A 21355-nucleotide genomic window follows, 5' to 3' on the forward strand; every position below is an offset into this window, starting at 1 on the left:
CATATGCGGGCCCGGGGACCGCGCGGTGTGTACATGATCACCGCCGAGCCGACCGTGGCCGGGCAGGACCCGACCCGACCCGGGGCCGGACCGACCCGGGTCGGACCGAGCCGACCCGAGCCGACCCGAGCTGATCCGAGCCGAGCCGATCCGACCCGACCCGACCCGACCCGGGCCGGACCGCGCTGCGCCGGACGGAGCCGGGTCGAGCCGGGGCGACCGTGGCCGGGGCGACCGTGGCCGGGCAGGAGTCGGCCTGACCCGATCCGGAGCCGATCCGACCGGGGCCGGACCGAGCCGGCCGAACCCGGCTGGGCGGGGCCGGGTCGAGCCGGGCCGAGGTCGATGGCGGCGCGCGGGCCGTCCCCGGGCCCGTCGGTGCGGCGGAACGGGCGACCGGCCCGGTCCCGGCCCGTACCGCCCGCGTGGCTGACGGGGGTCCGCGGGCACCGGATCGGTATCTTCCGGACATGATGACGATGCGCAGGGCGGCTGTGGCGGTGTCCGTCGCGGTGGCGACGGTGGTCGGTACGGGTGGCGGAGCCGGGGCGGTCGCCCCCGAGGCGGACGTGGCGCACCACGGCTACGCCACGCTCTCGGGCGACCGGCTGGACGTACTGGTGCTGACCCACAACCACGGGCCGTCCGCCCTGGAGGACGTCACGCTGCGCGTGGAGGTCTCCGTGCCGCTGGTGTCGGCGGGGCGCAGGCTCCCGGCCGGCTGCGTGTGGGGCGGTGAGCGGACGGTGCTGTGCTCCACGGGGGCGCTGCCCGCCGACGGCGAGCGCCGCGAGACCTTGCTGGACCTGCGCACGGCGGGCACGACCCACGAGGTGACCGTACACGTGACCACGGCCTGGAACGGCGGCGCGACGGACCGCAGCCCGGAGAACGACGACCACCGCGTGCTGGTGCCGGCCACGGGCGACCCGTACGTGTTCTGACCCCGGCGGCGGCCCTCCGGGCGCCGCCCGACCGTACGGCCGAGACCCGACCCTCGACGGCGGCCCGGCCGTACGGCCGGCCCGGCCCGTCGGCTTGCCTCCCGACGGGCCGGTGACCAGACTCGGCCCGTGATCGTCGAACGCGCGTACGCCCACCTGCCCGCCGGCGGCCCCGACGGCGACCTCGTCGGTGACGGCCGCGCCGACGGCGACGGCGGGGCCGTCGACCGGTGGCCCTGGTCCGTGCCGTGCGTACGCGCCCTCCTGGCGGACGGGCTGCGCTTCACGGCGCCCGTCACCTTCCTCGTGGGCGAGAACGGGTCGGGCAAGTCGACGCTGGTCGAGGCGCTGGCCGAGGGGTTCGGTCTGGACTCCTGGGGCGGCTCGCACGACTGGCGGTACGCCACCAGCCGCGGCCGGTCGGCGCTGGGCGAACGGGTCCGGTTCGAGGCGGCGTCCCCGCGTGGGCGGCGGATGATGGCCTCCCGGGCGGCGCGCAAGGGGTTCTTCCTGCGCGCCGAGACGGCGCGGGACGCGCTCGACCGCGAGGGGTTCGCCCCGGACGCGGTGAGCCACGGCGAGGGGTTCCTCGCGGCCTTCCGCGGGAAGTTCCTCCAGCCGGGGCTGTACGTGCTCGACGAACCGGAGGCCGCGCTGTCGTTCACCTCGTGCCTCGAACTGATCGGCCACATCGACCGGTTGGCGCGCTCCGGCGGCCAGGTCGTGTGCGCCACGCACTCGCCACTCCTGACCGCGATGCCGGGCGCGGACGTCATCGAGGTCGGCGAGCACGGCATGCGCCGCGTCCGGTGGGAGGAGCTGGCGCTGGTCGACCACTGGCGCCGGTACCTCGCCGACCCCCACGCCTACCTGCGCCACGTCCTGGACTGACCGACCTGACCGAAGGGGCCCGCCCGGACGGGCCGTCAGGCGGGCGCGCCGCCGAACTCCGCCAGTGCCGTGCGCACGATCTCGTCCAACCGCGCGTGGTGCGCCCCGCGCCAGTACACGCGCTCGCAGGCGGTGCACCGGGCGAAGACGTCGTACGTGCGCCGCGTGCCGTGCTCCAGCCGCTCGCCCACCTCGTCCTTGTCGGCGCCGGTCAGCTCGCCGTTGCAGGCGGTGCACCGGGTCCAGGGGGCGAGCGGCGGCGCGAAGCGCTCCAGCACGTCGCGCAGCTGCTCGTCGGGGCGGTGGCTGTAGACGTACGCGCCCGCCCACAACTCCCGGCGACGCAGCAGCCCGCGGTCGCGGGAGAGCATCACGCGCCGTTCCCGGGCCGACTGCGCGGCGAGCGCGGCGTCGCCGGCGTCCTGGCTCTCGTACGCCGCGTCGACGCCGAGCAGCCGCAGGCGGCGGGCGAGGGTGCCCAGGTGGACGTCGAGCAGGAACCGCAGCGGCGCGCCCGGTACCTCCTGGGGACGCTCCACGCCGTGGACCTCGACCTCCGCGCCCGCGGCCGGGACGTGCGCCGCGGGGACCCGCTCGCCGTCGACCAGCAGGGCGCCGACCTCGGTGAGCGGCACGCCGAGCGACTCCACGACGTGGCCGAGCGTCGACACGCCGTCGGTCGTCACGGCCGTACGGCCGGTGCGGCGCGGTGCCGGTACGAACAGGCCCAGTCCGGGCGCGAAGCTGATGTGGATCTCCGGTCCCTTCACGCGGTCAGGATGCCACCGGCCGCGCGCCCCAGCCAGGTCATTTCCCCAAGGCCGCCGCGCCGCAGCAGCCCGCGAGCCGACGCCGCCGCAGCGGCTCCCGCGGCGACGCCGCCGCGCAGCACGCCCGCCCCACGCTGCCGGGCCCGAGGCCCGAAGGGCGGCGGGCTGCTGTCGAGGTGGGGATCGCCGACGGGGGCGAGCAGCAAGGAACCCCCTCGTACGCGGCCGGTGGCCCGGCGGTCCGGCGGTGGGCCCGTCCGCCGGATCATGCCGCCGGAGGGGAGGAAGCGGGTTCGGTGCCCGCGGGCGGTCAGGGCCAGACGAGGCAGTACGGCTGGTGGCCCGCCTCGTGCAGCCGGACCGAGAAGTCCTGCCACTCGTGCAGCAGCTGGTAGACGTTGTACGCGTCGCGCGGGCCGCCGCGGTCGGGGACCGTGGACCAGATGAAGGCGGCGGCGCCCACCGACTCCTCACCGACCCCGCGCAGCGGGTCGACGACGGTCGTCGGCAGCTTCACCACCGCGTAGTCGGGGTGCAGCACCACCAGCTCCAGCGGCGGGACCCGGTGCAGCGGCATGCCCTGCATGCCGGTCAGCACCATGGCGGCTATGGTCTCCGGCTTGATCTTGGTGAACATGCCGCCCATGCCCAGCTCGTCGCCGCCGAGCTCCTCGGGGCGCATCGAGATCGGCACGCGCGCGGCGGTGGCGCCGTTGGGCGCGCCGAAGTACTTGTAGGTCACCCCCATGCGGCCACCCCTGCCCCCCAGGGGATCGACCCCCATGGGCTCGCCCGGTGCGGGGACCCCCCGCTGTACGTGCTCGTCCCGCCGTACGGGTTCCCGCGTGGCGGGGTCGTCCCGCTGTCGCCGGTGTCTCCCCCGCCGGGCACGCTCGGGACCCAGATCGCCGGTCCCCTCGCCCAGTCCGCCACCGCGATGCATATCTCCACCCGACTGCTTGCTGGATGACGCGGCCCCCGCCGCGCGACCCGATCATCGTGTCAGTGACCTCCCCCGCGAGCGGATGGTGAAACACCTGTCCGCTGGAACGACCGGGCCTCTGACACCATGGTTTCCGTGAGCTCTCCCTATGACGCCCCAGTTTCGCAGACGCGGAGGACTGACGCCCTGCCGAAATCGAGGTCTGGAAACTCTGCAACTCCCGGCACAGCCGAGCAGGGGAACCCCTTGTGAAACAAGATCGTGAGGGAAGGCGTCACGCCGAAGCAAGGCCACCGGCCTGATGTGGTGAAACCGGAGCCGTGAAAGGGAGCACGGCCCACCCCCGTTTCCCGCGGGACCGCCCCGCCGCCGCACTGGTGGCAGCGCCCGCAGCCCAGCCGTCCGTCCACTCGTTCTCGCAGGTCAGGACCCACGTGTCGTATTCATACGAAGCCCCAGTCTCACAGTCGCTCTTCGATCGCGCCTCGCAGGTGACGCCCGGCGGCGTGAACTCCCCCGTCCGGGCCTTCCGCGCCGTGGGCGGCACGCCCCGCTTCATGGTCTCCGGTACGGGGCCGTACCTCACCGACGCCGACGGGCGGGAGTACGTCGACCTCGTCTGCTCGTGGGGGCCGATGATCCTCGGCCACGCCCACCCCGAGGTGATCGCCGCCGTCCAGGACGCCGTCGCGCGCGGCACGTCCTTCGGCACCCCGGGTGAGGGCGAGGTCGCGCTCGCGGAGGAGATCGTGGCGCGGGTGGCGCCGGTCGAGCAGGTGCGGCTGGTGTCCAGCGGCACCGAGGCCACCATGTCGGCGATCCGCCTGGCCCGCGGCTACACCGGCCGCAGCAAGGTGATCAAGTTCGCGGGCTGTTACCACGGTCACGTCGACGCGCTGCTGGCCGCGGCCGGCTCCGGCGTCGCCACGCTCGGCCTGCCCGACACTCCCGGCGTCACGGGGGCGCAGGCGGGCGACACGATCGTGCTGCCGTACAACGACCTGGAGGCCGTGCAGGAGGCGTTCCACCGCCATCCCGGCGAGATCGCCTGCGTGATCACCGAGGCGTCCCCCGGCAACATGGGCGTCGTCCCGCCCCGCCCCGGCTTCAACCAGGGCCTCAAGGACGCCTGCGCGAAGAACGGCGCCCTGTACATCTCCGACGAGGTCATGACGGGCTTCCGCACCTCGAAGGCCGGCTGGTACGGCGTCGACGGCGTCACGCCGGACCTGCTGACCTTCGGCAAGGTCATGGGCGGCGGCTTCCCGGCCGCGGCGTTCGGCGGTCGCGCCGACGTGATGGCGCACCTGGCGCCGGCCGGCCCGGTCTACCAGGCGGGCACCCTCTCGGGTAACCCGGTAGCCACCGCCGCGGGCCTGGCGCAGCTGCGGCTGCTGGACGACGCCGCGTACGCCCGCGTCGACGCGGTGTCGCGGGAGATCCAGGGCCTGGTGACGGACGCGCTCACCAAGGAGGGCGTGGCGCACCGGCTGCAGAACGCGTCCAACATGTTCTCGGTCTTCTTCGCCGACCGCGAGGTCCGCGACTACGAGGACGCCAAGCGGCAGGAGTCCTTCCGCTTCACCGCCTTCTTCCACTCGATGCTGGCGCAGGGCGTCTACCTGCCGCCGTCGGCGTTCGAGTCGTGGTTCGTCTCCACGGCCCACGACGAGCGCGCCGTCGAGCGGATCGCCGCCGCGCTGCCGGCGGCCGCCCGTGCCGCCGCGGAGGCGACGGAGGGCGCCGCATGAGCGGGGTGCGACCGGAGGACGTGACCGTCGTCCACCTCATGCGCCACGGCGAGGTGCACAACCCCGACGGCGTCCTCTACGGCCGCCGCGCCGGGTACCACCTGTCCGAGCTGGGGCGCCGCATGGCCGACCGGGTCGCCGAGCACCTGGCGGGCCGGGACGTCACGTACGTCGTGGCCTCCCCGCTGGAGCGGGCGCAGGAGACGGCGACGCCGATCGCGAAGACGCACGGTCTGGACCTGGCCACCGACGAGCGGCTGATCGAGGCGGGCAACGTCTTCGAGGGGAAGACCTTCGGCGTCGGGGACGGCGCGCTGCGCAGGCCCGGCAACTGGCGCCACCTGACCAACCCGTTCCGGCCGTCCTGGGGGGAGCCGTACATCGACCAGGTCGTCCGGATGACGGGCGCCCTGAACGCGGCGCGCGACGCGGCGCGGGGGCACGAGGCGGTGTGCGTCAGCCACCAGCTGCCCATCTGGATCGTGCGGAGCTTCGTCGAGCGGCGCAGGCTGTGGCACGACCCGCGGCGCCGGCAGTGCACGCTTGCGTCGCTGACGACCTTCACGTACCACGGCGACAGGATCGTTTCGGTCGGTTACTCCGAGCCCGCGCGCGATCTGGTTCCGCCCCACCTGCTGGCGGGCGCCAGGCCGGTGAAGGGAAAGCCGAAGGCATTCGGCGCGTGACGGACGCGGAGCGGGACGGTGAGCAACCGTCCCGTTCCGGCGTTCCGTTCCGGCGTACGTTCCCGGGCGCGTCCTCGTGCGTTCCGCCACGTGATTCGCCGGACGTTTTCCGGCGCCGGTATGACCGACCGTGTGACCGCTGTCGCCCGTGGTGGCGACCCGATACCGCGTGAGGAATGGGTGACCACGCGGTCACGCAGTAGGCGGTAAATCGTGTGATTATCGGCGGAACCCGCTTCTCCTTTTTCGCATCTTCCCCCGTGCCGGTCCGGACTCACGTCCGGCAGATGCCAGTGCGGATGGGGAATGACGATGCGCGGAATCAGCCGAAGGGGATTGCTGGGAACGGGAGTTGGGGCCGCGGCCGCGCTCGGGGCGGCCGGCTGCGGCGTCCTCGGCGGGTCCGGCGGGGACGGCGGGGACGGCGCCGGCCGGCCCCGCGCGGGCGACGCGAAGGGCGGGAGCGGCGGGAACGCGGGCGCCGGCAGGCCGCAGGGGCGGCCGATCGGCGACGGCTCCACCGCCGACACCGGCAAGCAGCCGAAGCAGCCCGGCCGGCCCGCGCCGCTCGAACCGGGTCAGACGCCGCCGCAGTTCGTGGTCTTCTCCTGGGACGGCGCCGGAGAGGTCGGGAACGGCCTCTTCCCCCGATTCCTCGACCTCGCCCGCGACCACGGCGCGGCGATGACCTTCTTCCTCTCGGGGATATACCTGCTCCCCGAGTCGAAGAAAACCCTCTACCGCCCGCCGAACAATCCCGTCGGCGCCTCCGACATCGGTTACCTCACCGACGCGCACATCAAGGACACGCTGGAGAACGTCCGCCGGGCCTGGCTCGACGGTCACGAGATCGGCACGCACTTCAACGGCCATTTCTGCGGCGGTTCCGGATCCGTCGGGAAGTGGACGCCCGAGGACTGGCGCAGCGAGATCGACCAGGCGGTGAGGTTCGTCACCGAATGGAAGACCAACAGCGGCTGGACCGACCTCGACCCCCTGCCCTTCGACTACCGCGGGGAACTCGTCGGCGGCCGCACCCCCTGTCTGCTCGGCCAGGAGGCCCTGCTGCCCACGGCCCGCAAGCTCGGGTGGCGCTACGACGCCTCCTCGCCCGGCGGCCGTCAGGTCTGGCCGGACAAGCGCCAGGGCCTGTGGGACCTGCCGCTCCAGGCCGTGCCGTTCCCCGGCCACTCCTTCGAGGTCCTCTCGATGGACTACAACATCCTCGCCAACCAGTCGAAGAACTCCACCAAGGGCGCCCCCTCCCGTTATCCCGGCTGGAAGCGCCAGGCCACCGAGGCCTATCTGGCCGGATTCACGCGCGCGTACGAAACGAATCGCGCGCCCTTCTTCATCGGCAACCACTTCGAACAGTGGAACGGCGGTATCTACATGGACGCCGTCGAAGAGGCCCTGAAGGGCATGGCCGGAAAGAAGGACGTGCGTCTGGTCTCCTTCCGGCAGTTCGTCGACTGGCTCGACGCGCAGGACCCCAAGATCCTCGGGAAGCTGCGCTCGCTCGGTGTCGGAGAATCCCCCGCGGGTGGCTGGAAGAGCCACCTGCGCGATTGACGGGACTTAGCCCGCCTTCACAAGGGGCTTTACGGGCAGGCAGGGGGGCGGGCAAGATCCGGCAAACGGCCATGCGAAACTTTTCACATGAGCCACAGCCGCGCCCCCCGAGGCATCCTGCTCGCCGCCGGCGCCATGGCGTCCGCGCTCGCGCTGACCGCGTGCAGCGGAGGCCCCAAGGGCACGTCCGGCGGCGGTGGCGACACCAACTTCGTCACGAACACCGGAGGCATCTCCACCATCGCCGAGGGCGAGCGCCCTGCGATCAACGGGATCGCCGGCGAGACGCTCGACGGTGGCAGGCTGGACGTCGCCGACCTCAAGGGCAAGGTCGTCGTCCTCAACGTGTGGGGCTGGTGGTGCAACCCCTGCCGCGCCGAGGCCAAGCACTTCGTGAAGGTCGCCAACGACCTCAAGCCGAAGGGCGTCGAGTTTGTCGGTTTGAACACCCGGAGCACGGAGAAGATCCGCTCGGTCGCGTTCGAGAAGGAGTTCGGGGTCCCGTACCCGAGCTTGTACGACCCGTACGGGAAGATCATCCTCAACGGCTTCCCCAAGGGCGTCGTCCAGCCGAACGCCATCCCCTCGACCGTCGTCCTGGACCGTGAGGGCAAGATCGCCGCACGTTCCCTCAAGGCGCTCTCCGAGAAGGAGCTGCGCTCGATGATCGAGCCGGTCCTCGCCGAGAAGGCCGGCGGGCAGTAGCCGATGAACGAGACGGTCTTCAGCGGGGCACTCCTGCTCGCCCTGCCCGTCGCCGTCCTCGGCGGCCTGGTCTCCTTCTTCTCGCCCTGCGTGCTGCCCCTCGTCCCCGGCTACCTCTCGTACGTCACGGGCATCACCGGCACCGACCTCGCCGAGGCGCGGCGGGGCCGGATGGTGCTCGGCGCCGGGCTCTTCGTCCTCGGCTTCTCCGCGGTCTTCGTCTCCGGCGGGGCCCTCTTCGGCTTCTCGGGGCAGACGCTCCTGGAGTACCGCGAGATCCTGAGCAGGATCCTCGGCGTGGTCATGATCCTCATGGGTGTCTTCTTCATGGGGCTCATGCCGTGGCTCACGCAGCGCGAGTTCCGGTTCCACCGGCGGCCGGCCGCCGGGCTGGTCGGCGCGCCCCTGATCGGCGTCCTGTTCGGGATCGGCTGGACGCCGTGCGTCGGACCGACCCTCACCGCCGTCAACGCCCTCGCGCTCAACGAGGCGAGCGCCGGACGCGGTGCGCTGCTCACCCTCGCGTACTGCCTCGGCCTGGGCGCGCCGTTCATCGTCGCCGCCGTGGCCTTCCGCCGGGCGCTGGGCGCGTTCGGCTGGGTCAAGCGGCACTACGCCTGGGTGATGCGGATCGGCGGCGGCATGATGATCGCGACCGGTCTGCTCCTGCTGACCGGTGCGTGGGACGCGCTCGTGCAGGAGATGCAGGGCTGGTCCAGCAGCTTCCAGGTGGGGATCTGAGGTCACCATGAGCAACACCGAACAGACCGGACGGCCCGGGGTGGACGCGGGCGACGAGCAGTCGCTCGGCGCCGCCGGCGAGCACCTGTCCACCGCCCCCGCCCAGGACGAGGAGTCCGCCGAGGTCGCCCTGCCCCGGCTCGGCGCCATCGGCTGGATCCGCTGGTTCTGGCGGCAGCTGACCTCCATGCGGGTCGCGCTGATCCTGCTCTTCCTGCTCTCCCTCGGCGCGATCCCCGGCTCGCTCATCCCGCAGAACGGCGTGGACGAGACGAAGGTCGACGCCTTCAAGAAGGCGCACGGCACCCTCGCGCCGATCTACGAGAAGCTCCAGCTCTTCGACGTCTACGGCTCGGTGTGGTTCTCCGCGATCTACATCCTGCTGTTCGTCTCCCTGATCGGCTGCATCCTCCCGCGGACCTGGCAGTTCGTCGGCCAGCTGCGCAGCCGCCCGCCGGGTGCGCCCAAGCGGCTCACCCGCCTCCCCGCGTACACCACCTGGCGCACCGGGGCCACGCCCGAGGAGGCCCGCGGGGAGGCGCTGCGCCTGCTGCGCAAGAACCGCTTCCGGGCCCATGTGGCCGGTGACGCGGTCGCCGCCGAGAAGGGGTACCTGCGCGAGGTCGGCAACCTCCTCTTCCACGTCGCGCTGATCGTGATGCTGCTGGCGTTCGCCGCGGGGCAGCTCTTCAAGTCCGAGGGCGGCAAGCTGATCGTCGAGGGCGACGGCTTCGCCAACACGCTCAGCCAGTACGACGACTTCCGCTCCGGCTCGCTCTTCAGCCTGGACGACCTGGGCCACTTCAGCTTCGAGCTGGACTCGTTCACCGGCACCTACGAGACGGACGGCCCGCAGCGCGGCACCCCCCGCACCTTCGAGGCGGCCGTCACGTACGCGGAGGGCGGCGGGCCCGACAAGAAGGCCGTCATCCGGGTCAACGAGCCTCTGGAGGTCGACGGTGCCAAGGTCTACCTGATCTCGCACGGGTACGCCCCCGTCATCACCGTCCGCGACGGGCGAGGCAAGGTCGTCAGCCAGGGGCCCGTGCCGCTGCTGCCGATCGACGCCAACGTCACCTCGCAGGGCGTCCTGAAGGTGATGGACGGCTACACCGACAAGAACGGGAAGAAGGACCAGCTGGGCATCCCGGCGTTCTTCGTGCCGACGTACGCGGGCAAGGGCAAGGGCGACATGTTCTCCCAGTTCCCGGGGCTCGTGTACCCGGTGCTGAGCCTCTCCGCCTACCACGGCGACCTGCGCGTGGACTCGGGCGTGCCGCAGAACGTGTACCAGCTGGACACGAGCAAGATGACCCCGTTCAAGGACGCGACGGGTGACATCCTGCGCAAGCAGCTCACGCCCGGCGAGACGTTCACCCTGCCGGACGGGGCGGGCTCGATCACCTTCGAGAAGGAGATCAAGGAGTGGGCCAGCTTCCAGATCTCCCAGCAACCCGGCAACGGCTGGGCGCTGACCGGCGCCGTCGCCGCGATCCTCGGCCTGATCGGGTCGCTGTTCGTCCAGCGCCGCCGGGTCTGGGTCAGGGCCGTCCGCGGTGAGGACGGCGTGACCGTCATCGAGATGGCGGGGCTGGGCCGGAGCGAGTCCGCGAAGCTCCCCGAGGAGCTGGCCGAGCTGGCGGCCGCGCTCCACTCCGCGGCGCCGTCGGCGCCAGCGGACGACGTCGTCGACCACGACGCCGAACCTGCCGAAGAGGCTGTTCCTGCCGAAGGGGCAACGCAGTGACCATCGCCGCCGCCACCAACGAGAACCTGGCGCACATCAGCAACGTCCTCGTGTACTCGGCCATGGCCGTGTACACCCTGGCGTTCCTCGCGCACATCGCCGAGTGGGTGCTCGGCAGCCGCAGCAAGGTCGGCCGTACCGCCGCCGCCCTCACCCCCGCCGCCGCGGCCGCCGCGCCCGCCGTCCGGGTGGGCGGCGGGCAGCAGGCCGCCGGGACCGCCGTCCTGGACAAGCCGACCGTCGTCACGCGGGGCGCCGCCGGCGCGCGGAACGTCCCCGACGGCCCCGGCGCGGCCGGCGGTGACGTCAAGGGCGACCTGTACGGGCGCGTCGCCGTGTCCCTCACCACGCTCGGCTTCCTGCTGGAGGCCGGCGGCGTCGTCGCCCGCGCCCTGTCGGTGCAGCGGGCGCCGTGGGGCAACATGTACGAGTTCTCGCTGACGTTCTCCACCGTCGCGGTCGGCGCGTACCTCGCCTTCCTCGTCGCGGGGAAGAACGTCCGCTGGCTCGGTCTGCCGCTGGTCACGACCATCCTCCTCGACCTCGGCCTCGCCACGACGTGGCTGTACACCGAGAGCGACCAGCTCGTCCCGGCCCTCGACTCGTACTGGCTGTGGATCCACGTCTCCACCGCGATCTTCTGCGGCGCGGTCTTCTACATCGGCGCGGTCGCCACGCTGCTGTACCTGTTCCGCGACGCGTACGAGGCGAAGGTGGCGCGCGGGGAGACGCCGAGCGCCTTCGCCCGGTCCGTCATGGAGCGGCTCCCGGCCGCCGCGACCTTCGACAAGCTCGCCTACCGGGTCAACGCCGCCGTGTTCCCGCTGTGGACGTTCACGATCATCGCCGGCGCCATCTGGGCCGGCGACGCGTGGGGCCGCTACTGGGGCTGGGACCCCAAGGAGGTCTGGTCCTTCATCACCTGGATCGCCTACGCCTGCTACCTGCACGCCCGCGCCACGGTCGGCTGGAAGGGCCGCAAGGCCGCCTACCTGGCCCTGGTCGCCTTCGGCTGCTGGCTGTTCAACTACTACGGCGTCAACATCTGGGTCGACGGGCTGCACTCGTACGCGGGCGTCGAGTGACCCCGGTGCCGTCCGCCGGGTGACCCACCCGGCCCGGACGGCCGCCCGCGGGGGCGGTGGCGGCGGTCCCCTCCGGACCGGCCACCGCCCCCGCGCGCGTCCCGGCCCCCTACGGGCGGCGCGGCGGCAGGCAGTCCGCGGCCGGCGGCCGGCCCTCAGGCCACGCCATGGCGACGAACCGCGGCGTCGTCCGCGTCAGCTGCACCACCGGCACCGCCTTGTCGTACGGGTTGCCGTAGTTGTCCAGACAGATCCAGCCGCTCGCGCCCGCCACCTTCAAGGACCCCTTCACCTGCGGCCACTGCCGGGGCACGTCCGCGAGCGGCGGCACGCGGCCGCCCACCGGGGTCGCCTCCCGCACGGCCCGGACCGCCGTGGCCATCCCGTCGTACGCGATGATCGCCTGCCCGTCGGCGAGCGACACCGGCCCGATCGGCCCGGCGGGCGCCGCCGACACCTCCGCCAGCAGCCGGGTGAACTCGCCGTACGCGGCGGCCGAACCGCCTGTCGCCGGCGGCCGGTACCCGGGGCGCGCCCGCCACGCGTCGGGGTGCGCCAGCGCCGCGTAGCGGACGGTCAGCCCGGCGTCCAGCGCGGAGCGGTCCAGCTGCGGGTCCGCGCCCAGGTACGACGCCTCGTCGCCGGTCAGCACCGTGAACGAGCGGTCCTTGCAGCCGCGGGCGCCCAGCGCGTTGATGAACTGCCGCAACTGCGTGTGGCGGCCGGCGAAGTACACCGTGTCGGCGCGGGTGTCGCACACCAGGTGCGTGATCTGCCGGAACGTGTTGGCCGTGGTGCCCTCGGCGTTCGGGTCCTCGGCGGAGGTGAACAGCTGCGGCTCGTACGGGGAGCGGGCGAGGAGGTCGGAGAACGCCGCGCGGAGCGTCTCGGTGTAGTGGTCGCCGGTGCGCGTGTCGTGCACCAGCAGCGCCTTCGCCGCGTCCACCCGGCCGAAGTGGGCGAGCGCGCGGGCCTCGTCGCCGTTGGTGGGGGAGACCCGGGCGAGACCGGGGAAGCGGAGGCCGCCGGGGCCGTTGGCGATGTCGTCGGCGGTGATGGTGGTGCCCACCACGGCGATGCCGGCCCCGGTCAGCTCGCCGACCGCGCTCCGCACGGCGGCGCTGCTCGTGGCGATGCCCGACACGGCGCGCAGCCGGTGCGGGGCGCCCGTCATCCCCTTCAGCTGCTCGACGGCCGTCCGCCAGTGGACGTTGTCCTTGCCGGTGTTGGCGAGGACGACGCGGATCTTCGGTGACTCGTTGTTCTGCCGGTTGGCCCGGTACTGCTGCACGAACGCGCCCTGCAGCTCGTGCGCCACCTTCTCGCGCAGCCCCGGGCTCGTCGACGTCAGCGGGAGCAGCAGGGCGACCGTAGCGTAGTGGCCCTCGCGGAGGGCGGCGTTCTCCCGGCCGATGGCCGCGGTGACCGCCGTCAGCCGGGCCTGGCCGAAGTCGTAGCCGTCGCCGGCGGTGGCGACGCCGACGCACTCGTCGCTGCCCGCCGGGCGGGCCACGCCCGGGGCGCAGGAGCGGTCCTCCGGCGTGGTCAGGTGCCGCACGGCGGTGAGGGTGCCCCAGGCGAGCAGGGCGAGCACCACCGCGCTGGTGACGACCTTCTGCCGGACGGTGTAGAAGACGCGGTACCGGAAGGGGTTGTCCATGCTCGTCAGGCTCCGTCCTCGTGCCCCGGCGGCGACGACGGCGCCCGCCGGGCTCGGATGTCCCTCGGCCAGTGGGTGGCCGCGTCCCACAGGGGGCTGCTGCCGGTGAGGTGGCGGCCGGACAGCTGGCGCAGCTCGTGCGCCATCCGCTCGACGACCGCCTCGTCCGGCAGCGCCAGCGGATCGGTGAGCAGCCACACCGCGTGCAGCAGCCGCCGCACCGACTGGTGCAGCGCGCCCGTCTCGGCGTCGAGCCCGGCCAGCGCGTCGACCGCGCCCGGGTCCCGGCCGAGGGCCACCGCGCGGCGCGGGTCGGGCCCGGCGCGCAGCGGTTCGCGCGGGTACGGCGCGGAGGCGACGAACAGCAGCCGGTCCAGCCAGCCGCCCACGTCCGGGTCGGGGAAGGTCTCCCTCAGCCGGGTCACGGCACCCTCCGTACGGCCGAGGGCCAGCTCCTGGCGCAGCCGGTACGGGCCCGGCTGCGGCCCGTGGTGGGCGAGCAGCGTCTCGTGGACGGCCCGCCAGGCGGCGTACACGGGCCCGTCGCCGTCGTGGAACCGGAGCCGGTGCAGGAGCAGCGCGCGCAGCAGCGGATCGGCGACGAAGTGGGCGGGCGCGGCGCCGGTCGTCGGGCCGCCGCCGGCCGGGGTGGAGCCGGTGGGGCCGGGCGTACCGGCGGTGCCGCCGGCCCCCGCCGTACCGCTCGTGCCGGTCTGCCAGCCGTCGGCCCGCAGGGCGTCCCGCAGCCGCAGCGCCACGTCGCCGTCGGCGGAGGCGGCCCGCAGCCGGGTGCGGGCGAGGGCGCGGGCGGACTCCTCGTCGTGCGCCGCGGCCAGCACCGTCAGCGCGGCCGCCTCGCCCGGCCGCAGCTCCGGCAGGAGCGCGGCGAGCAGCGTCTCGGCCACGGGGACGGCGGGGGAGTCCTCCCGCACCTCCACGGCCAGGTCCAGCAGCGCGCCCGGCGTCAGGGTGCCGCGCTCCCCGGCCGGCGCCTGGCCCGCCGCGCGCCCCAGCAGGGCCACGGCCAGCGGGCGGCCGCCCGTCAGGCGGTGCACGGCGCCGGGCAGTTCGGCGGGGGTGCGGCCGGCCGGGTCGTGGCGCTCGAACAGGGAGCGGGTGTGCGCGGCGCTCAGCGGGGTCAGCTCCACGGCGAGGATCCCCGACGTGACGTCCGGGCCGCGCGGGCAGGGCGCGCGGTGGGCGACCTCCGGGAGGCGGGCGCGGGTGGCGCGGCGCAGCCCCTCGTGGCCCGCGTCGCGGGACGCGGCGATGACGACGACCTGGTCGCGCCGGCCGCCGGCCCGGTCCCGCAGGATCGGCTCGACCAGGCGGCGGCCGAGCGGCAGGTGGGCGTTGTCGAGGAGGAGCAGCGGGCGGCCGCGCCGGGTGCCGAGCCGGGTCAGGCCCGTGTAGGCGCGGCGCAGGTCCTCCACCAGGGCGCCGACGAGGAACGCCTCCGCGTCGGCCCGGCGCGCCCCGCCCTGCGAGAAGTCGACGGCGATCCGGTGCAGACCGAGCTTTCCGTTGCCGCCGGCGTTGCGGTAGCCGCCGTAGAAGGTCTCCGTGCGGCGCTGGTAGCGGCCGAAGACCTCCTCCAGGAGCGTCTCCACCGTCGCCTCGGCGAGCGGCCCCGCCAGCGGCCCGGCGCCGTCCGCGGCGGTCGCGGCCAGCTTGGCGAGGACCTTCCCGACCCAGGTCGTCGCCGTGCCCCGGGCCTCGTCGACCGTGGACAGGACCGGGCCGAGCCGCTGGAGGTCACGGCGGGTGCGCTCGTCGTCCTCCTGCGACCAGCTGATGCTGGCCACGGCGGCCAGCCCCAGCGACAGCCGCGGGAACCGCACGGGCCTCGCCGCCAGGACGCGCGGCGACAGCTGTACGGCGAGCTCGGCCAGCGCGCCCGTCACCGGGGTCCAGCCGGGACCGTGGTCGGCGGGCTCCTCGACGTGGGCGCAGTCCAGGAAGGCGAGCGGCGTGCCGCGCCGGTAGGCGTTGCGGATCTGCTTCAGCAGCGCGGTCTTCCCGGTGCCCCGGCCGCCCGTCAGGACGGTGACCGGCGGGTCGTCGCCGTGCTCGTACGCGACGCCGGCGAAGTCGTACGGCGCGAGACCGGTCAGTCGCGCGACGAGGCCGGTCGGGTCCAACACCGCCTCACGGCCATGGAGCTCCCTGTCCATCCGCCACCCCCCGTAGCGTCAGCGTCACGGGACGCGTCCCGTCACACTTTCAGGGAAGAATAGCGACGGGTGGTCGAGGTGTCGCGGACAGTTTCCGAACTGGTGCCCCGACCGTCACTCGGCCGTGATGGCGGTGATGGCGTCCAGCTGGGAGCGCAGGTAGGCGTGCGCGTCGATGCCGTGCACGGTCGTGCCGGGGTCGCACTCGTAGAAGTACACCAGCGACATCAGCTCCTCCGCCGGGTCCTCGGCCGGCGGGGGCAGTACGCGGTGCCGCCCCGACCGCCACCGGCCCCCGGACCAGCGCGCCATGAGGTCGCCGATGTTGACGGTCAGCGCGTCCGCGGCGTACGGCGCGTCCGCCCAGCCGTCGTCGGTGAACACCTGGAGCCCGCCCCGGCCCGGCTGCCGGTCCAGGACGGTGACCGTGCCGAAGTCGGTGTGCGGCCCGATCCGGAACTGGCCCGGCTCCGGGGGGCCGACGCGGTCGCGCCCCGGGTACCAGTTGACGTTGAACCCCCAGGTGGGGTGGCGGGTGTGCCGGGTGAAGAAGTCCTCCCCGGCGCCGAGCGCCACGCCCAGCAGCGCGAGCAGCCGGTCCGACAGCCCCCGCATCCGCGCCGTGTACGCCTCCACCAGCGGCCGCAGCCGGGGCGCCTCGGCGGGCCAGGTGTTCGGCACGAACCACTCGGCGTCCACCGCGGGGTCGCCGACCGGCTCCTCCGACGCGAACGACAGCGACTCCTTCAGGTCCGGAGGGGTGAACGACCCCTCCGCGTACCCGTTCGCCTCCGTCCCCGGGCCCAGCCAGCCGCGGCCGCCGACCCGTACCCCGTACGGGGCCTTCACCGCGTCGGGCAGCAGGAAGAACGCCCGCGCCTCGGAGCGGATCGCCGCCGGCAGCTCCGGCTCCACGCCGTGCCCGGTGACCTGGAGGAACCCGGCCCCGCGCAGGGCCCGGTCGACGTCGGCCGCGAGCGCGGCACGGGCGCGGCGGCCACCGGACGCCCAGAGGGCGAGGTCCACGGTCGGGATGCGGGCGCTGGGATCCATGCCCCCACTCTTCCCGCACCCACCGGACCCGGCAACGCCTGCCGGCCCGGCGCCACCCGCCGGACCCCGCCGGCCCGGTGATGCCCGGCGACCCTCGCCGGACCCCGCCGGCCCGGCGCCATCCGCCGGACCGCCGCCGGGGTCGGCGGGTCGCGGGCCTGGGCGGGCCGGGGACACAAGGGGGTGGGGCGTCAGGGGTGCCGGTGCCGGAGGGCGCCGAGGTGGGGGTCCGGGCGTGTCAGGGTCAGGACTGCTTCGGGTCGTCGTCGCCCCGGGACGGGCCGTCGCCGCCCTCGCGGCGCTTCAGCTCCTCCTCGCGGCGGCGCAGATCGGCCTCCCAGTCCTCCAGCAGCGCCTCGTCGTCCTTCCCCGTCCCGCGCTCCTCGTCCGCCCCGCGCTCCTTGCCGCCGTCGCGCAGCGAGTCCAGGAACTCGGGGTTGTCGTCCGGGGCGACCCACTCCGTGCGCCGCCTGCGCCACTCGCCGGTCCCCCGGCCGCCCGCGGGGCCGCGGCGGGCCTTGCCGGCCACGAGCCACACGACCGGTCCGACGATCCAGAAGAGCAGGATGATGAAGACCCAGGCCACCTTGGGCAGGTGCCGCGTCTCGTCCTCGGGCGTGTTCAGGCAGTCGATGAACGCGTAGATCGTCAGCGCGATCGGCAGGATGAACATCAGTGCCCTGAGCATGTGGGACAGCCCCCTGGATGCGTTGGCGGGCCGCGTCTCGACAGCCCCGGTGACACACCCAGCGTAACGGGGAGGCCCCCGGGGCGGCCCAAGGTCCGCGTCCGCCCGCCCGCCACCCGCCACCGGACGCCGCCCCGGGCGCCACCCGCCCCGGGTCCGGCGACCGTGCGCGGACGGCCTCACGGGTGGGGCGCGCGCGGCCGCGCGGCGGCCCTCCGCGATACTGGGCGCATGGCTTACGACGATCTCCGCTCGCTGCTCCGGGCGCTGGAACGCGATGGCGACCTCAAGCGCATCAAAGCCGAAGTCGACCCACACCTGGAGATCGGGGAGATCGTCGACCGGGTGCAGAAGGCCGGCGGCCCGGCCCTGCTCTTCGAGAACGTCAAGGGCTCCTCGATGCCCCTGGCGATGAACGTGTACGGCACCGACCGCCGCCTCCTGAAGGCGCTGGGCCTCTCCTCCTACGCCGAGATCAGCGAGAAGATCGGCGGCCTGCTCAAGCCCGAGCTGCCGAGCGGCTTCGTCGGTGTGCGCGAGGCCTTCGGGAAGCTCGGCGCGATGACGCACGTCCCGCCGCGCAAGGTGAAGGACGCGCCCGTCCACGAGGTGGTCCTGCGGGGCGACGACGTCGACCTCGACCGGCTGCCCGCGCTGTTCACCTGGCCCCACGACGGCGGCTCGTTCTTCAACCTGGGCCTCACGCACACCAAGCACCCCGAGACCGGCGTGCGCAACCTCGGCCTCTACCGCCTCCAGCGCCACGACAAGCGCACCATCGGCATGCACTGGCAGATCCACAAGGACAGCCGCAACCACTACCAGGTCGCCGCCCGGCGCGGCGAGCGGCTGCCGGTGGCCATCGCGTTCGGCACGCCGCCCGCCGTGACGTACGCGTCGACCGCGCCGCTGCCCGAGGACATCGACGAGTACCTGTTCGCCGGGTTCCTCCAGGGCAAGCGGATCGAGATGGTCGACTGCAAGACCGTCCCCCTCCAGGTCCCCGCGCACGCCGAGGTCGTCCTGGAGGGCTGGCTGGAGCCCGGCCGGACGCTGCCGGAGGGGCCCTTCGGCGACCACACGGGCTTCTACACGCCGCAGGAGGACTTCCCGGCGCTGACCATCGACTGCGTGACGATGCGCCGCCGCCCCCTGCTCCAGTCGATCGTCGTCGGCAGGCCGCCCACGGAGGACGGGCCGCTCGGCCGCGCGACGGAGCGGTTCTTCCTCCCCCTGCTCAAGATCATCGTGCCGGACATCGTCGACTACCACCTGCCGGAGGCGGGCGGCTTCCACAACTGCGCGATCGTCTCGATCGACAAGAAGTACCCGAAGCACGCCCAGAAGGTGATGCACGCCGTGTGGGGCGCGCACATGATGTCGCTCTCCAAGCTCGTCGTGATCGTGGACGCCGACTGCGACGTGCACGACCTGCACGAGGTCGCCTGGCGGGCCCTCGGCAACGTCGACTACTCCCGCGACCTCACCGTCGTCGAGGGCCCCGTCGACCACCTCGACCACGCCTCGTACCAGAAGTTCTGGGGCGGCAAGGCCGGCATCGACGCGACCCGCAAGTGGCCCGAGGAGGGCTACGTCCGCGACGGCGGCTGGCCGGAGATGATCGAGTCCGACCCGGAGGTCGCCGCGAAGGTGTCCCGGCGCTGGAAGGAGTACGGCCTGTGAGCCCCGTCCCGGTGGGCGGTCCGGCCCTCTTCATCGGCACCGACACCGCCTACGTGGCGCTCGTCCGGCCCGAGCTCGACCCCGCCGAGCCCGACGTCCGGCACGCCGCCGAGCAGGCGGGCGTGACGCCCGAGGAGTTCGCCGGCCCGGGTGACGTGTGGGCCGTCATGGTCGAGGCCGAGGGCGGCGGCGACGGCTTCGAGCTGCCCGGCGTCCGCGACTCCGAACCCGCCGACTTCGCCGGGCGGCTGCGCGCCGAGCTGGCCGCCGCCGGCGCGCCCGGCTCCACGCCCGCGCCGTTCACGGTCGACGGCGGCGCCGTGCTGCGCCTGGAGGCCACGCCCGTCGGCCCGGCCGCGTACGCCTTCACGGCCCACGTCACCCCGCCCGACGACGGCACGTCGTCGGCGCTCACCGTGGAGACGGGGCCCGTCGACACCGCCGGGCTCCTCGCCGACCTCGACGCGTTCCTCGGGAGCCTCGCATCATGACGACCACCGACGGCGTCGCCGGCCCGGTCCCCGCGCCGCGGCCGGCCGGCCGGGTGAAGGGCTTCCTGCGGCTGGTGATGATCGAGCACTCGGTCTTCGCCCTGCCCTTCGCCTACATCGCCGCCCTGACCGCGATGTTCCGGGAGGACGGGCGCGTCCACTGGGCGGAGCTGCTGCTCGTCACCGTCGCCATGGTGGGCCTGCGGACCTTCGCCATGGCCTGCAACCGCATCATCGACCGCGAGATCGACGCGCGTAACCCGCGCACCGCGAACCGGGAGATCGTCACCGGAGCCGTCTCCGTGCGCTCCGCGTGGACCGGGGCGCTCGTCGCCCTCGCGGTCTTCCTCGGGGCGGCGGCGCTGCTCAACCCGCTGTGCCTGGCGCTCGCGCCGGTCGCGGTGGTGCCGATGGTGGTCTACCCGTACGGCAAGCGGTTCACGAACTTCCCGCACGCGATCCTGGGCCTCGCGCAGGCCATGGGCCCGGTCGGCGCGTGGCTCGCCGTGACCGGGGCGTGGTCGTGGGACGCCGTCGTCCTGGGCCTCGCCGTCGGCGTATGGATCGGTGGCTTCGACCTGATCTTCGCCTGCCAGGACGTGGACGCGGACCGGGCGCACGGCGTGATGTCCGTCCCGGCCCGCTTCGGCATCCCGGCCGCCCTGTACGGGGCGCGGGCGTGCCACGTCGTCACGACGGGCCTCCTCGTCTGGTACGCCCTCACGACCGGCGCGGGGGTGTGGTTCTGGATCGGCCTCGTGGTCGTCGTCGCGGCGTTCCTGTACGAGCACGCCATCGTGCGGCCGGGCGACCTGTCGCGCCTGAACCGGGCGTTCTTCACGGTCAACGGTTTCATCGGCATCGCGCTCTTCGTCTGCGCGCTGCTCGACCTGGTGGTCCGCGGCCTCGGGGTGTGACGGCCGGGCGGTCCGGTCCGCCGGTCCGGGTCGGTCCGCCGGTCCAGCCCGGCGCCGTGGCGTGCGGTGCCCGTGCGGGGCGTGCGGCGCGAGGGCGTGGCGCCGGGGCGTGGCGCCGTCGTCGGGCCCGCGCCCGCGCCGGTCGTGCGGTCGCGCTCAGCGCACCGGCACCGCCCCGCCGCCGTACGGGGGCGCGCCGGACCGTCCGCCGGGGCGGCGGCGCAGGACGAAGGCCGCCGCCACACCGGCGACGAGGCCGAACAGGTGCCCCTGCCAGCTGACGCCGGACTGCGCCGGGGATATCCCCAGCAGCACCGTGGACCCCCAGGACGCCGCCACGACCAGACCGACCAGGACGTCCAGCGCCCTGCGGTCCGCGAACCCGCGCGCCACGAGGTAGCCGAAGAGGCCGAAGACGAGGCCCGAGGCGCCGGCCGTGTTCGTGTACGCGGGGGAGACCAGCCACACGCCGAGCCCGTCGACGACCACGACGAACGCCACCACGGCGAGGAACCGGCGCACCCCGCGCAGGGCGGCCAGGAAGCCGAAGACGAGGAGCGGCCCGGAGTTCGCCGCGACGTGGTCGAAGCCGAAATGGAGGAACGCGGACGGGACGACGTCACGCAGCTCCGCCACCTCGCGGGGGGAGACGCCGTACGCGTCCAGGGCGTGGCCGGTCAGCACGTCGACGCCCTCCAGCACCCACAGCAGGGCGACCAGGCCGGCCACCAGGCCCGCCGCGGCCTTCACCCGCGTCCGCCCGTGCCGGCCGGCCGTCACCGCGCCGCCGTCCAGGCCGCCCGCACCGCCCATCACGCCCCCTCACTCCTCGCCCGCACGCCCCGGGAGCGTCT

20 protein-coding genes are annotated in these 21355 nt (G+C 73.9%); 12 read left to right on the forward strand and 8 right to left on the reverse strand.

Going from position 1 to position 21355, the window contains the following annotated elements:
* Positions 1-470 precede the first annotated feature (470 nt).
* Positions 471-944 carry a hypothetical protein gene (locus NRO40_RS17235; protein WP_058945100.1) on the forward strand — a complete coding sequence of 158 codons (474 nt, stop codon included), beginning with the start codon at positions 471-473 and terminating at the stop codon, positions 942-944.
* A gap of 243 nt (positions 945-1187) precedes the next feature.
* The gene (locus tag NRO40_RS17240) at positions 1188-1835 is read left to right on the forward strand and encodes an AAA family ATPase (protein WP_232791270.1); all 648 of its coding nucleotides are present in this window, start codon (positions 1188-1190) and stop codon (positions 1833-1835) included.
* A gap of 35 nt (positions 1836-1870) precedes the next feature.
* On the opposite strand, the gene NRO40_RS17245 is transcribed toward NRO40_RS17240, so the two are convergent.
* The 3 genes from NRO40_RS17245 to NRO40_RS17255 form a co-directional block, all read right to left on the reverse strand.
* On the reverse strand, positions 1871-2605 hold the full coding sequence (locus NRO40_RS17245) for a Mut7-C RNAse domain-containing protein (protein ID WP_058945098.1): 735 nt from the start codon (positions 2603-2605) through the stop codon (positions 1871-1873).
* Positions 2602-2811 carry a hypothetical protein gene (locus tag NRO40_RS17250; RefSeq protein WP_058945097.1) on the reverse strand — a complete coding sequence of 70 codons (210 nt, stop codon included), beginning with the start codon at positions 2809-2811 and terminating at the stop codon, positions 2602-2604. The genes NRO40_RS17245 and NRO40_RS17250 overlap by 4 nt, the downstream gene beginning before the upstream one ends.
* Positions 2812-2915: 104 nt before the next feature.
* Positions 2916-3548 (reverse strand): hypothetical protein, encoded by a 633-nt coding sequence (locus tag NRO40_RS17255; protein ID WP_198549472.1) that lies wholly within the window; start codon positions 3546-3548, stop codon positions 2916-2918.
* A gap of 434 nt (positions 3549-3982) precedes the next feature.
* On the opposite strand from NRO40_RS17255, the gene hemL reads away from it, so the two are divergent.
* From hemL to ccsB, 7 genes are all read left to right on the forward strand, one after another.
* Positions 3983-5299 (forward strand): glutamate-1-semialdehyde 2,1-aminomutase, encoded by a 1317-nt coding sequence (gene hemL / locus NRO40_RS17260; RefSeq protein WP_079047509.1) that lies wholly within the window; start codon positions 3983-3985, stop codon positions 5297-5299.
* On the forward strand, positions 5296-5985 hold the full coding sequence (locus NRO40_RS17265) for a histidine phosphatase family protein (RefSeq protein ID WP_058945094.1): 690 nt from the start codon (positions 5296-5298) through the stop codon (positions 5983-5985). Before hemL ends, NRO40_RS17265 begins: the two co-directional genes overlap by 4 nt.
* 312 nt (positions 5986-6297) lie before the next feature.
* A complete protein-coding gene (locus tag NRO40_RS17270; protein ID WP_058945106.1) occupies positions 6298-7557 on the forward strand; it encodes a polysaccharide deacetylase family protein in 1260 nt (419 codons plus the stop codon).
* Positions 7558-7644: 87 nt separating this feature from the next.
* Positions 7645-8262: a TlpA family protein disulfide reductase gene (locus NRO40_RS17275; protein ID WP_058945093.1), complete on the forward strand. Its 618-nt coding sequence runs from the start codon at positions 7645-7647 to the stop codon at positions 8260-8262.
* A gap of 3 nt (positions 8263-8265) precedes the next feature.
* Complete coding sequence (locus tag NRO40_RS17280; RefSeq protein WP_058945092.1) at positions 8266-9003, forward strand: cytochrome c biogenesis CcdA family protein; 738 nt, start codon at positions 8266-8268, stop codon at positions 9001-9003.
* Positions 9004-9010: 7 nt separating this feature from the next.
* The gene (resB, locus tag NRO40_RS17285) at positions 9011-10750 is read left to right on the forward strand and encodes a cytochrome c biogenesis protein ResB (RefSeq protein ID WP_257375442.1); all 1740 of its coding nucleotides are present in this window, start codon (positions 9011-9013) and stop codon (positions 10748-10750) included.
* Positions 10747-11835 carry a c-type cytochrome biogenesis protein CcsB gene (ccsB, locus tag NRO40_RS17290; protein WP_058945316.1) on the forward strand — a complete coding sequence of 363 codons (1089 nt, stop codon included), beginning with the start codon at positions 10747-10749 and terminating at the stop codon, positions 11833-11835. The genes resB and ccsB overlap by 4 nt, the downstream gene beginning before the upstream one ends.
* 109 nt (positions 11836-11944) lie before the next feature.
* Here the strand turns inward: ccsB and NRO40_RS17295 are convergent, their stop codons facing one another.
* The 4 genes from NRO40_RS17295 to NRO40_RS17310 all read right to left on the reverse strand — a co-directional run bounded on the left by NRO40_RS17295 (position 11945) and on the right by NRO40_RS17310 (position 17410).
* Positions 11945-13495, reverse strand: coding sequence for a hypothetical protein (locus NRO40_RS17295; RefSeq protein WP_058945315.1), 1551 nt, complete (start codon positions 13493-13495; stop codon positions 11945-11947).
* A 5-nt stretch (positions 13496-13500) separates the two neighbouring features.
* Entirely contained in the window at positions 13501-15669 is a 2169-nt protein-coding gene (locus tag NRO40_RS17300; RefSeq protein WP_058945314.1) for a DEAD/DEAH box helicase family protein, read from the reverse strand.
* A gap of 114 nt (positions 15670-15783) precedes the next feature.
* Positions 15784-16722, reverse strand: a complete 939-nt coding sequence (locus tag NRO40_RS17305; RefSeq protein WP_058945313.1) for an isopenicillin N synthase family dioxygenase — start codon at positions 16720-16722, stop codon at positions 15784-15786.
* 244 nt (positions 16723-16966) lie between these two features.
* Positions 16967-17410 (reverse strand): PLD nuclease N-terminal domain-containing protein, encoded by a 444-nt coding sequence (locus NRO40_RS17310; protein ID WP_058945312.1) that lies wholly within the window; start codon positions 17408-17410, stop codon positions 16967-16969.
* 231 nt (positions 17411-17641) lie between these two features.
* On the opposite strand from NRO40_RS17310, the gene NRO40_RS17315 reads away from it, so the two are divergent.
* Genes NRO40_RS17315 through mqnP form a run of 3 tightly spaced genes read left to right on the forward strand, consistent with a single transcriptional unit; the run spans position 17642 to position 20501 of the window.
* Positions 17642-19093: a menaquinone biosynthesis decarboxylase gene (locus tag NRO40_RS17315; protein WP_058945311.1), complete on the forward strand. Its 1452-nt coding sequence runs from the start codon at positions 17642-17644 to the stop codon at positions 19091-19093.
* Positions 19090-19584, forward strand: a complete 495-nt coding sequence (locus tag NRO40_RS17320; protein ID WP_058945310.1) for a hypothetical protein — start codon at positions 19090-19092, stop codon at positions 19582-19584. The genes NRO40_RS17315 and NRO40_RS17320 overlap by 4 nt, the downstream gene beginning before the upstream one ends.
* The gene (gene mqnP / locus NRO40_RS17325) at positions 19581-20501 is read left to right on the forward strand and encodes a menaquinone biosynthesis prenyltransferase MqnP (protein ID WP_058945309.1); all 921 of its coding nucleotides are present in this window, start codon (positions 19581-19583) and stop codon (positions 20499-20501) included. The genes NRO40_RS17320 and mqnP overlap by 4 nt, the downstream gene beginning before the upstream one ends.
* Before the next feature lie 156 nt (positions 20502-20657).
* Here mqnP and NRO40_RS17330 read toward each other — a convergent pair whose 3' ends face one another.
* Entirely contained in the window at positions 20658-21314 is a 657-nt protein-coding gene (locus NRO40_RS17330) for a rhomboid family intramembrane serine protease (protein ID WP_058945308.1), read from the reverse strand.
* Between the last annotated feature and the right edge of the window lie 41 nt (positions 21315-21355).

It is taken from the genome of Streptomyces changanensis, assembly GCF_024600715.1.
Taxonomy (GTDB): Bacteria; Actinomycetota; Actinomycetes; order Streptomycetales; family Streptomycetaceae; genus Streptomyces; species Streptomyces changanensis.

Bases quoted from the DNA above. Each gene is read 5' to 3' on its own strand.
- NRO40_RS17300 (WP_058945314.1), bottom strand. From the start codon at position 15,669: ATGGACAGGGAGCTCCATGGCCGTGAGGCGGTGTTGGACCCGACCGGC.
- NRO40_RS17275 (WP_058945093.1), top strand. From the start codon at position 7,645: ATGAGCCACAGCCGCGCCCCCCGAGGCATCCTGCTCGCCGCCGGCGCC.
- NRO40_RS17270 (WP_058945106.1), top strand. From the start codon at position 6,298: ATGCGCGGAATCAGCCGAAGGGGATTGCTGGGAACGGGAGTTGGGGCC.
- mqnP (WP_058945309.1), top strand. From the start codon at position 19,581: ATGACGACCACCGACGGCGTCGCCGGCCCGGTCCCCGCGCCGCGGCCG.
- resB (WP_257375442.1), top strand. From the start codon at position 9,011: ATGAGCAACACCGAACAGACCGGACGGCCCGGGGTGGACGCGGGCGAC.
- NRO40_RS17235 (WP_058945100.1), top strand. From the start codon at position 471: ATGATGACGATGCGCAGGGCGGCTGTGGCGGTGTCCGTCGCGGTGGCG.
- NRO40_RS17310 (WP_058945312.1), bottom strand. From the start codon at position 17,410: ATGCTCAGGGCACTGATGTTCATCCTGCCGATCGCGCTGACGATCTAC.
- NRO40_RS17255 (WP_198549472.1), bottom strand. From the start codon at position 3,548: ATGCATCGCGGTGGCGGACTGGGCGAGGGGACCGGCGATCTGGGTCCC.
- NRO40_RS17315 (WP_058945311.1), top strand. From the start codon at position 17,642: ATGGCTTACGACGATCTCCGCTCGCTGCTCCGGGCGCTGGAACGCGAT.
- NRO40_RS17280 (WP_058945092.1), top strand. From the start codon at position 8,266: ATGAACGAGACGGTCTTCAGCGGGGCACTCCTGCTCGCCCTGCCCGTC.
- NRO40_RS17295 (WP_058945315.1), bottom strand. From the start codon at position 13,495: ATGGACAACCCCTTCCGGTACCGCGTCTTCTACACCGTCCGGCAGAAG.
- NRO40_RS17265 (WP_058945094.1), top strand. From the start codon at position 5,296: ATGAGCGGGGTGCGACCGGAGGACGTGACCGTCGTCCACCTCATGCGC.
- NRO40_RS17330 (WP_058945308.1), bottom strand. From the start codon at position 21,314: ATGGGCGGTGCGGGCGGCCTGGACGGCGGCGCGGTGACGGCCGGCCGG.
- NRO40_RS17305 (WP_058945313.1), bottom strand. From the start codon at position 16,722: ATGGATCCCAGCGCCCGCATCCCGACCGTGGACCTCGCCCTCTGGGCG.